The organism is Vibrio astriarenae (assembly GCF_010587385.1).
GTDB classification, from domain to species: domain Bacteria; phylum Pseudomonadota; class Gammaproteobacteria; order Enterobacterales; family Vibrionaceae; genus Vibrio; species Vibrio astriarenae.
Genome location: NZ_CP047476.1, coordinates 468,367 through 481,376, shown reverse-complemented (window position 1 = coordinate 481,376; position 13,010 = coordinate 468,367). Strand labels below are relative to the sequence as shown.

Genomic DNA, 13,010 nt, shown 5'->3' with positions numbered 1-13,010 from the left:
TCGTTAACAGGGTTAACGGTCAAGTCAGCCTGCGCTTGAACCACATTGCTGCCATCAGAGATATCGAAACTGATATCAATGTCGCCGTTCCAGTCTGCATCTGGCGTGATGGTAAAGGAGCCATCGTCATTAGCGGTCACGGTCGCATTGCCATCAACCGATAGGTTCGATGCGGTTAAGTCATCACCCTCGACATCAGACGCTTGAGAGAGTAACTGCTCTTGACTTAGTGTGATTTCACCGTCTTCGTTAACGCTGTAGGCTAAGTCACCAGAGACTGGTGCGTCATCCACTGGCGTAACCGACACATCCACGTTCGCTGTGACCGTATCGGTGCCATCTGAGACATCAAACGTAAACTCAACGTCACCATTGAAGTTCTCGTTCGGCGCGAAGCTGTACGTACCGTCACCGTTATCACTCAAGATACCGTCAGTACCGGTATAACTGACGGTTTCAACAGACAGATCATCCCCTTCAATGTCCGTCGCACCGGTCAGTAGGTCGGCATCGGTAAAGGTTAAGGTACCATCTTCTTCAACCGTGAACTCTTGGTCTTGTGGCTGTGGTAAGTCGTTGACAGGGTTTACCGTCAAGTCAGCAGTGGCTTGGACAACACTATTACCGTCAGAGATATCGAAGCTAATGTCGATATCACCGTTCCAATCTGCATCCGGTGTGATAGTAAACGAACCATCGTCATTTGCAGTGACTTCAGCGTTGCCATCCACAGATAAATTCGATGCGGTTAAGTCATCGCCTTCGACGTCAGAAGCCTGTGACAATAACTGCTCTTGGCTAAGCGTGATTTCACCGTCTTCATTGACGCTATAAGCTAGATCGCCAGAAACAGGCGCGTCATCCACTGGTGTGACTGAGACATCAATATTCGCTGTGACCGTGTCAGTACCATCTGAGACATCAAACGTAAACTCTACATCACCATTAAAGTTCTCATTCGGCGCGAAGCTGTACGTACCGTCACCGTTATCACTCAAGATACCGTCAGTACCGGTGTAGCTGATCCCCTCTACAGACAGATCGTCCCCTTCAATGTCCGTTGCACCTGCGAGTAGGTCTGCATCGGTGAAGGTTAAGGTACCGTCCTCTTCGACGGTGAACTCTTGGTCTTGAGGCTGTGGTAAGTCGTTAACAGGGTTAACGGTCAAGTCAGCCTGCGCTTGAACCACATTGCTGCCATCAGAGATATCGAAGCTAATATCAATATCGCCGTTCCAGTCTGCATCTGGCGTAATGGTGAATGAGCCATCGTCATTCGCCGTGACCGTGGCGTTACCATCTACAGCGAGGTTACTTGCCGTCAGGTCATCGCCCTCAACATCAGACGCTTGTGACAATAACTGCTCTTGGCTTAACGTGATTTCACCGTCTTCGTTGACGCTGTACGCTAAGTCACCAGAGACTGGTGCGTCATCCACTGGCGTCACTGAGACATCGACGTTCGCTGTCACCGTGTCAGTGCCATCTGAGACATCAAACGTAAACTCGACATCACCGTTAAAGTTCTCGTTTGGTGCGAAGCTGTACGTACCGTCACCGTTATCACTCAAGATACCGTCAGTACCGGTATAACTGACGGTTTCAACAGACAGATCATCCCCTTCAATGTCCGTCGCACCGGTCAGTAGGTCGGCATCGGTAAAGGTTAAGGTACCATCTTCTTCAACCGTGAACTCTTGGTCTTGTGGCTGTGGTAAGTCGTTGACAGGGTTTACCGTCAAGTCAGCAGTGGCTTGGACAACACTATTACCGTCAGAGATATCGAAGCTAATGTCGATATCACCGTTCCAATCTGCATCCGGTGTGATAGTAAACGAACCATCGTCATTTGCAGTGACTTCAGCGTTGCCATCCACAGATAAATTCGATGCGGTTAAGTCATCGCCTTCGACGTCAGAAGCCTGTGACAATAACTGCTCTTGGCTAAGCGTGATTTCACCGTCTTCATTGACGCTATAAGCTAGATCGCCAGAAACAGGCGCGTCATCCACTGGTGTGACTGAGACATCAATATTCGCTGTGACCGTATCGGTGCCATCTGAGACATCAAAGGTAAACTCCACGTCACCATTGAAGTTCTCGTTCGGTGCGAAGCTATAGGTACCATTGCCGTTATCCGTCAAGATACCATCTGTGCCTTCGTAGCTGATGCCTTCAACGGTTAGGTTGTCGCCTTCAATATCTGTAGCACCTTGAAGCAAGTGCGCATCAGTGAAGGTTAAGACGCCATCTTCTTGGATGGTAAACTCTTGATCTTGCAGTTGAGGTAAGTCGTTAACTGGGTTAACGGTTAAATCCGCACCCGACGCGACAATGTTCTCACCATCAGACACATCGAAACTGATATCAATGTCGCCATTCCAGTCAGCATCTGGGGTAATAGTGAATGAGCCATCGTCATTCACTGTCACTTCAGCATTACCGTCAACCGACAGATTCGATGCAGTGAGATTGTCACCCTCAACATCAGAAACATTCGAGAGTAGCTGCTCTTGGCTTAGGGTAATTTCGCCATCTTCGTTGACGGTGTAAGACAGGTTGCCTTCGACCGTTGGCGCATCGTCAACTGGTGTGACTGACACATCGATATTAGCGGTGACAGTGTCAGTACCATCCGATACATCGAACGTAAACTCGACATCACCGTTGAAGTTCTCGTTCGGTGCAAAGCTATAGGTACCGTTACCGTTATCCGTCAAGATACCATCGGTGCCTTCATAGCTAATGCCTTCAACCGTTAGATTGTCGCCTTCAATATCTGTGGCACCTTGGAGCAAGTGTGCGTCAGTGAAGGTTAAGATGCCGTCTTCTTGAACAGTGAACTCTTGATCTTGAGGCTGTGGTAAGTCGTTAACTGGGTTAACAGTTAAATCCGCGCCCGAAACCACAATGTTCTCACCATCAGACACATCGAAACTGATGTCGATGTCGCCATTCCAATCGGCATCTGGGGTGATAGTGAATGAGCCATCGTCATTCACTGTCACTTCAGCATTGCCGTCAACGGATAGGTTCGATGCGGTGAGGTTATCGCCTTCTACATCAGAGACATTCGACAGAAGCTGCTCTTGGCTTAGGGTAATTTCACCGTCTTCGTTTACTGTGTAAGACAGGCTGCCTTCGACCGTTGGCGCATCATCGACCGGAGTTACCGACACATCGATATTAGCCGTGACAGTGTTAGTACCATCTGAGACATCAAACGTGAACTCTACGTCACCGTTGAAGTTCTCGTTCGGTGCAAAGCTATAGGTACCGTTACCGTTATCCGTCAAGATACCATCGGTGCCTTCATAGCTAATGCCTTCAACCGTTAGATTGTCGCCTTCAATATCTGTGGCACCTTGAAGCAAGTGTGCGTCAGTGAAGGTTAAGATGCCGTCTTCTTGAACAGTGAACTCTTGATCTTGTGGCTGAGGCAAATCGTTAACTGGGTTAACGGTCAAATCGGCTCCTGACGCAACGATGTTTTCGCCATCAGAGACATCGAAGCTGATGTCGATGTCACCGTTCCAATCGGCATCTGGGGTAATAGTGAATGAGCCATCGTCATTCACTGTCACTTCAGCGTTACCATCGACAGATAGGTTCGATGCCGTAAGGCTATCGCCCTCAACATCAGACACATTCGACAGAAGTTGCTCTTGACTCAGGGTAATTTCACCGTCTTCGTTTACTGTGTAAGACAGGTTGCCTTCGACCGTTGGCGCATCATCGACCGGAGTTACCGAAACATCGATATTAGCCGTGACAGTGTCAGTACCATCTGAGACATCAAACGTAAACTCCACGTCACCGTTGAAGTTTTCATTCGGTGCAAAGCTATAGGTACCGTTGCCATTATCCGTCAGGATACCATCAGTACCCGTATAACTGACACTTTCAACGGACAGTTCATCCCCGTCAATATCAGTCGCACCAGTAAGAAGGTCTGCATCGGTAAAGGTTAACGTACCATCTTCTTCGACGGTAAACGCTTGGTCTTGTGGTTGTGGTAAGTCGTTAACAGGGTTAACGGTCAAGTCAGCCTGCGCTTGAACCACATTGCTACCATCAGAGATATCGAAGCTGATGTCGATATCGCCGTTCCAGTCCGCATCTGGCGTAATGGTGAATGAGCCATCGTCATTCGCCGTGACCGTGGCGTTACCATCTACAGCGAGGTTACTGGCGGTCAGGTCATCGCCTTCAACATCAGATGCTTGTGACAATAATTGCTCTTGGCTTAGGGTGATTTCACCGTCTTCGTTGACGCTGTAGGCTAAGTCACCAGAGACTGGGGCATCATCCACTGGCGTCACTGAGACATCGACGTTCGCTGTGACCGTGTCAGTGCCATCACTCACATCGAAGGTAAACTCGACATCACCGTTAAAGTTCTCGTTCGGCGCGAAGCTATAAGTGCCATCGCCGTTGTCAGACAAGATACCGTCAGTGCCGGTGTAGCTGACACCCTCTACAGACAGATCGTCCCCTTCAATGTCCGTTGCACCCGCTAGTAGGTCTGCATCGGTAAAGGTTAACGTACCATCTTCTTCGACGGTGAACTCTTGATCTTGTGGTTGTGGTAAATCGTTAACAGGGTTAACGGTCAAGTCAGCCTGCGCTTGAACCACATTGCTGCCATCAGAGATATCAAAGCTGATATCAATATCGCCGTTCCAGTCCGCATCTGGCGTAATGGTGAATGAGCCATCGTCATTAGCAGTCACGGTCGCATTGCCATCAACGCTTAGGTTTGATGCAGTCAAGTCATCGCCTTCAACATCAGACGCTTGTGACAATAATTGCTCTTGGCTTAGGGTGATTTCACCATCTTCGTTAACGCTGTAGGCTAAGTCACCAGAGACTGGTGCGTCATCCACTGGCGTCACTGAGACACCGACGTTCGCTGTGACCGTATCGGTGCCATCACTCACATCGAAGGTAAACTCAACGTCACCATTGAAGTTCTCGTTCGGCGCGAAGCTATAAGTGCCATCGCCGTTGTCAGACAAGATACCGTCAGTGCCGGTGTAGCTGACACCCTCAACTGACAAATCGTCCCCTTCAATGTCCGTCGCACCTGCGAGTAGGTCTGCATCGGTAAAGGTTAACGTACCATCTTCTTCGACGGTGAACTCTTGATCTTGTGGTTGTGGTAAGTCGTTAACAGGGTTAACGGTCAAGTCAGCCTGCGCTTGAACCACATTAGCGCCATCAGAGATATCGAAGCTAATATCAATATCGCCGTTCCAGTCTGCATCAGGCGTAATGGTGAATGAGCCATCGTCATTCGCCGTGACCGTGGCGTTACCATCAACAGCCAGGTTACTTGCCGTCAGGTCATCGCCTTCAACATCAGACGCTTGAGAGAGTAACTGCTCTTGACTTAGTGTGATTTCACCGTCTTCGTTAACGCTGTAGGCTAAGTCACCAGAGACTGGTGCGTCATCCACTGGCGTAACCGACACATCGACGTTCGCTGTGACCGTGTCAGTGCCATCTGAGACATCAAACGTAAACTCGACATCACCGTTAAAGTTCTCGTTCGGCGCGAAACTGTACGTACCGTCACCGTTATCACTCAAGATACCGTCAGTACCGGTGTAACTGATCCCCTCTACAGACAGATCGTCCCCTTCAATGTCCGTTGCACCTGCCAATAGGTCTGCATCGGTGAAGGTTAAGGTACCGTCCTCTTCGACGGTGAACTCTTGATCTTGTGGCTGTGGTAAATCATTGACTGGGTTAACGGTCAAGTCGGCCTGCGCTTGAACCACATTACTGCCATCAGAGATATCGAAGCTGATGTCGATATCACCGTTCCAATCTGCATCTGGCGTAATGGTGAATGAGCCATCGTCATTCGCCGTGACCGTGGCGTTACCATCAACAGCCAGGTTACTGGCCGTCAGGTCATCGCCCTCAACATCAGACGCTTGTGACAATAACTGCTCTTGGCTTAACGTGATTTCACCATCTTCGTTAACGCTGTATGCCAAGTTGCCTTCTACGGTTGGCGCATCATCCACTGGCGTGACAGAGACATCGACATTCGCTGTGACGGTATCGGTACCATCATTCACATCAAACGTGAACTCAACATCACCGTTAAAATTCTCGTTTGGCGCGAAGCTATAAGTGCCGTCGCCATTATCTGTTAAGATGCCATCGGTGCCGGTGTAGCTGACGCTTTCAACAGACAGATCATCCCCATCAATGTCCGTCGCACCCGTTAGAAGGTCAGCATCTGTAAATGTCAACGTGCCATCTTCTTCCACTGTAAACGCTTGATCTTGTGGTTGTGGCAAGTCGTTGACTGGATTCACTGTTAAGTCTGCAGTAGCTTGAATGGTATCTGTGCCATCTGTTATATCGAAGCTTAAATCAATATCACCATTCCAATCGGCATCTGGGGTAATGGTGAACGAGCCATCATCATTAACCGTTACTTCCGCATTGCCATCCACGGATAGATTCGAAGCGATTAAATCATCACCTTCGACATCTGAGGCTTGCGATAGCAGCTGCTCTTGACTGATCGTGATAGCACCATCTTCATCGACTTGATAAGCGGTACTACCCGATACCGGTGCATCGTTGATTGGTAGAACATCAACGTTTATCACTGTCTCAACCGTCGCACCATCATCATCTGTGACAGTCACATTCAACTGAACTTCGCCATTGAAGTTCTCATTCGGTGCGAAGCTGCAAGTCCCATCACCATTTACGGTAAAGATACCATCAGGCCCATCATAGCTAATTTCAACTAACTCAACTTCACCGTCCACATCCGACGCGTTCGCTAGGATTTGCGACTCACTGAAGGTTAGGACAGAGTCTTCATCAATTGTGTATGTCGTTGGGCCAGCAATTGGTGGGTCGTTCACCTCAATGACTTCAATACCTGCTGTCGTTTCGGCTGTCGCACCGTATTCATCGACCACCGTGACATCAAGGCTGATGTCACCTGAGAAGTTCTCATTTGGAGTGAATGTATAAGTACCATCACCATTATCAGCAAACACCCCATCGGTGCCGGAGTAAGAGACATCTTCTACGGCTACTTCACCCTCTACATCGGATGCATTCGCGAGGAGCTGCTCATCACTAATAGTGATTGAGTTATCTTCTTGTATTGTATAAGAAGTCGCACCCGCAACTGGTGGGTCGTTCACTTCCGTCACTTGGACATCTATGCTCGCCGTCACCGTATCGGTGCCGTCGCTCACCTCAAAGCTAAACTCAACATCGCCATTGAAATTTTCATTTGGCGCGAAGCTGTATGTACCGTCACCGTTGTCGGTAAGAACACCATCAGCCCCTGTGTAAGAGACACCTTCAACAGAGAGCGTATCACCATCAATGTCGGTTGCGTTCTCCAGAAGCTGCTCATCGGTAAAGGTTAACGTGCCATCCTCTTCAACGGTGTACGCTTTGTCCTCAGGCTGCGGCAAGTCGTTGACTGGGTTAACCGTCAGGTCAGCAGTGGCTTGGACAACACTATTACCGTCAGAGATATCGAAACTAATATCGATATCACCGTTCCAATCAGCATCCGGTGTGATAGTAAACGAACCATCGTCATTTGCAGTGACTTCAGCGTTGCCATCCACAGATAGATTCGATGCGGTTAAGTCATCGCCCTCGACGTCAGAAGCCTGTGACAATAACTGCTCTTGGCTAAGCGTGATTTCACCGTCTTCGTTGACGCTATAAGCTAAATCGCCAGAAACAGGCGCGTCATCCACTGGTGTGACTGAGACATCAATATTCGCTGTGACCGTATCGGTTCCATCAGATACATCGAACGTAAATTCTACGTCACCGTTGAAGTTCTCGTTCGGTGCGAAGCTATAGGTACCATTGCCGTTATCCGTCAAGATACCATCGGTGCCTTCGTAGCTGATGCCTTCAACCGTTAGGTTGTCGCCTTCAATATCTGTGGCACCTTGAAGCAAGTGCGCATCAGTGAAGGTTAAGACGCCATCTTCTTGGATGGTAAACTCTTGGTCTTGAGGCTGTGGCAAGTCGTTAACTGGGTTAACGGTTAGATCCGCGCCCGAAGCCACAATGTTCTCACCATCAGACACATCGAAACTGATGTCGATATCACCGTTCCAATCTGCATCTGGCGTGATGGTGAATGACCCATCGTCATTCACTGTCACTTCAGCATTGCCGTCAACCGATAGGTTCGATGCCGTTAGGTTATCACCTTCTACATCCGAAACATTCGATAGAAGCTGCTCTTGGCTTAGGGTAATTTCACCGTCTTCATTGACTGTGTAAGACAGGTTGCCTTCAACCGTTGGCGCATCATCGACCGGAGTTACCGACACATCAATATTAGCCGTGACAGTGTCAGTACCATCCGATACATCAAACGTGAACTCTACGTCACCGTTGAAGTTCTCGTTCGGTGCGAAGCTATAGGTACCGTTACCGTTATCCGTCAAGATACCATCTGTGCCTTCGTAGCTAATGCCTTCAACCGTTAGGTTGTCGCCTTCGATATCCGTTGCACCTTGAAGCAAGTGTGCGTCAGTGAAGGTTAAGATGCCATCTTCTTGGATGGTAAACTCTTGGTCTTGAGGCTGTGGCAAGTCGTTAACTGGGTTAACGGTTAGATCCGCGCCCGAAGCCACAATGTTCTCACCATCAGACACATCGAAACTGATGTCGATATCACCGTTCCAATCCGCATCTGGCGTGATGGTGAATGAGCCATCGTCATTCACTGTCACTTCCGCATTGCCGTCAACCGATAGGTTCGATGCCGTTAGGTTATCGCCTTCTACATCGGAAACATTCGATAGAAGCTGCTCTTGGCTTAGGGTAATTTCGCCGTCTTCGTTTACGGTGTAAGACAGGTTGCCTTCAACCGTTGGCGCATCATCGACCGGAGTTACCGACACATCGATATTAGCCGTGACAGTGTCAGTACCATCCGATACATCAAACGTGAACTCTACGTCACCGTTGAAGTTCTCGTTCGGTGCAAAGCTATAGGTACCGTTACCGTTATCCGTCAAGATACCATCGGTGCCTTCGTAGCTGATACCTTCAACAGTAAGGTTGTCTCCTTCAATATCTGTCGCACCTTGAAGTAGATGCGCATCAGTGAAGGTTAGGATGCCATCTTCTTGAACAGTGAACTCTTGATCTTGAGGCTGTGGTAAGTCGTTAACTGGGTTAACGATTAGATCCGCGCCCGAAGTAACAGTGTTCTCACCATCAGACACATCGAAATTGATGTCGATATCACCGTTCCAATCGGCATCTGGGGTAATGGTGAATGAGCCATCGTCATTCACTGTCACTTCAGCATTGCCATCAACCGATAGGTTCGATGCCGTTAGGTTATCGCCCTCCACATCAGACACATTCGACAGAAGTTGCTCTTGGCTTAGAGTAATTTCTCCGTCTTCGTTCACGGTGTAAGACAGATTACCTTCTACCGTCGGTGCATCATCGACAGGTGTCACTGAGACATCAATGTTGGCTGTGACTGTGTCTGTGCCATCCGATACATCAAACGTAAACTCTACATCACCGTTGAAGTTTTCATTCGGTGCAAAGCTATAGGTACCGTTGCCATTATCCGTCAGGATACCATCAGTACCCGTATAACTGACACTTTCAACGGACAGATCATCCCCGTCAATATCCGTCGCGCCAGTAAGAAGGTCTGCATCGGTAAAGGTTAAGGTTCCGTCTTCTTCAACGGTGAACGCTTGGTCTTGTGGCTGTGGTAAGTCATTAACAGGATTCACAGTTAGGTCAGCCTGCGCTTGAACCACATTGCTGCCATCGGAGATATCGAAACTGATGTCGATATCACCGTTCCAGTCCGCATCTGGCGTAATGGTGAATGAGCCATCGTCATTGGCCGTGACCGTGGCGTTACCATCAACAGACAGGTTGCTCGCAGTTAGGTTATCACCTTCTACATCTGACGCGTTAGATAGCAACTGTTCTTGGCTAAGGGTAATTTCTCCGTCTTCATTCACCGTGTAAGACAGGTTTCCTTCCACCGTTGGTGCATCATCTACTGGTGTCACTGAGACATCAATATTAGCCGTAACAGTATCAGTGCCATCGCTCACATCAAACGTGAACTCTACATCACCATTGAAGTTCTCATTTGGTGCGAAGCTGTACGTACCGTCACCGTTATCACTCAAGATACCGTCAGTGCCTTCGTAGCTAATGCCTTCAACCGTTAAGTTATCTCCTTCAATGTCCGTTGCACCTGCCAATAAGTCTGCATCGGTAAAGGTTAAGGTACCGTCCTCTTCGACGGTGAACTCTTGATCTTGTGGCTGTGGTAAATCATTGACTGGGTTAACTGTTAAGTCAGCCTGCGCTTGAACCACATTGCTGCCATCAGAGATATCGAAGCTGATATCAATATCGCCGTTCCAGTCTGCATCTGGCGTAATGGTGAATGAGCCATCGTCATTCGCCGTAACAGTGGCGTTACCATCAACAGCCAGGTTACTTGCCGTCAGATCATCGCCTTCAACATCAGACGCCTGTGACAATAATTGCTCTTGGCTTAACGTGATTTCGCCGTCTTCGTTGACGCTGTACGCTAAATCACCAGAAACGGGGGCATCATCCACTGGCGTAACTGACACATCGACGTTCGCTGTGACCGTATCGGTGCCATCACTCACATCGAAGGTAAACTCAACGTCACCGTTAAAGTTCTCATTCGGTGCGAAGCTGTACGTACCATCGCCATTGTCAGATAAGATACCGTCAGTACCGGTGTAGCTGATCCCCTCAACAGACAGTTCGTCCCCTTCAATGTCCGTCGCACCTGCCAATAGGTCTGCATCGGTGAAGGTTAAGGTGCCGTCTTCTTCAACGGTGAACTCTTGGTCTTGTGGCTGTGGTAAATCATTAACTGGGTTCACCGTCAGGTCAGCCTGCGCTTGAACGACATTGGCGCCATCAGAGATATCGAAGCTGATATCGATATCGCCATTCCAGTCCACATCTGGCGTAATAGTGAAGGAGCCATCGTCATTGACCGTCACTTCCGCGTTGCCATCAACGCTTAGGTTCGACGCAGTCAGGTTATCGCCCTCGACATCCGAAGCTTGAGACAACAACTGCTCTTGGCTTAGGGTGATTTCGCCGTCTTCGTTGACGCTGTAGGCTAAGTCACCTGAAACGGGGGCATCATCCACTGGCGTGACTGATACATCCACATTCGCTGTGACCGTATCGGTGCCATCTGAGACTTCAAAGGTAAACTCAACGTCCCCATTGAAGTTCTCGTTCGGTGCGAAGCTATACGTACCATCGCCATTATCAGATAAGATACCGTCAGTGCCGCTGTAGCTAATGCCTTCAACCGTTAGGTTATCTCCCTCAATGTCCGTTGCACCTGTCAGTAGGTCTGCATCGGTGAAAGTTAACGTACCGTCTTCCTCAACCGTGAACGCTTGGTCTTGTGGCTGTGGTAAGTCATTAACAGGATTCACCGTGAGGTCAGCCTGCGCTTGAACCACATTGCTACCATCAGAGATATCGAAGCTGATATCAATATCGCCGTTCCAGTCAGCATCAGGCGTAATAGTGAATGAGCCATCCTCATTCGCCGTGACCGTGGCGTTACCATCAACAGCGAGGTTACTTGCCGTCAAGTCATCGCCTTCAACATCTGACGCTTGTGACAATAATTGCTCTTGGCTCAGTGTGATTTCACCGTCTTCGTTGACGCTGTAAGCTAAGTCACCAGAAACGGGGGCATCATCCACTGGCGTAACCGACACATCCATATTCGCTGTGACTGTATCCGTACCATCACTCACATCGAAGGTGAAGTTTACATCACCGTTAAAGTTATCATTTGGGGCAAAGCTATAGGTGCCGTCACCATTGTCGCTCAAGATACCGTCAGCGCCTGTGTAATTAACACCCACAATTGACAGGTCATCCCCTTCAATATCGGTTGCACCTGCAAGTAGGTCGGCATCAGTGAAGGTCAAGACTCCATCTTCTTCAATTGAAAATGCCTTGTCTTCTGGCTCTGGGGCATCATTGATTGGACGAACTGTCAGGTCAATATTGCTCGTGATAGTCTCTTGTCCATCACTAATATCAAAGGTTAAGTCTAATTCGCCATTAAAGTTTTCATCTGGAATGACAGTGAACGTGCCATCTCCATTATCCACAACAGATGCGTTTTCACCTACAGAGAGATTGGACGCCGTTAAGTTGTCACCATCAACATCACTGGCGTACTCTAGCAACTGCTCTTGGTCGAACGTAATGGTGCCATCTTCATCCATGATGTAGGCAAGATCTTGAGAAGCTTCCGGAGCATCATTTTCACCTTCAACGTTCACGGCGAAAGTTGTACTGGTTGTCTCAGAATCAAAATCATCTTCTACTTCAGATACCGATTCATCACTGCTGTCCTGAACGTCTACAACAAAGTCTTCGCTCACGGTTTCTGAGTCAAAATCATCTTCAGCAGCTTCCTCGGCACCACCTCCAGAGGCTTGTGCTGCCGGTGCAGCAGCACCTGAACTTGCTGCTTGGGTGGCACCCTCAGCATCCGTTCCACCGTCTGAACCGGCTTGAGCATCACCGCCCACTGCCTGAGCACCAGCGCCAGCACCGGAGCCACCGCCAGAACCACCAGCATCCGCTCCTACTCCACTATCAGTCGAACCATCCACTGATTTCGACTGTGAGTCGCCACTACTACCGCCACTGGTATCAGCTTGGCTACTAGCTCCCGCTGACGAACCGGCACCTTCAGCACCTTCACCTGCTCCAGAAGGGTCGCTGGCCATATCTTGGTTTGCTTGCGCAGTGGCATCCTCAGACCCTGCAGCAGTCGCTGCTGCTGTCGCTGCAGTACTTTGTTGATTTTTATTATTCGCCTGCTGAGACTCACTCCCCGCATCCGGGGTCACATGCTGTTCTTCTGCATCATTAAGTTGGTTTTCTTGGTTTTTAGGATCGTTGTTATCGGCCAT

At 49.1% G+C, this 13,010-nt stretch carries 1 protein-coding gene (running past one end of the window); it reads right to left on the bottom strand.

Annotated features, from left to right (window positions below):
* On the bottom strand, positions 1-13,010 hold the start of the coding sequence (locus GT360_RS22020; RefSeq protein WP_420825461.1) for a tandem-95 repeat protein. Its footprint begins 23,221 nt before the window's first position; only the first 13,010 of its 36,231 coding nucleotides appear in the window; the start codon lies at positions 13,008-13,010; the stop codon falls past the left edge of the window.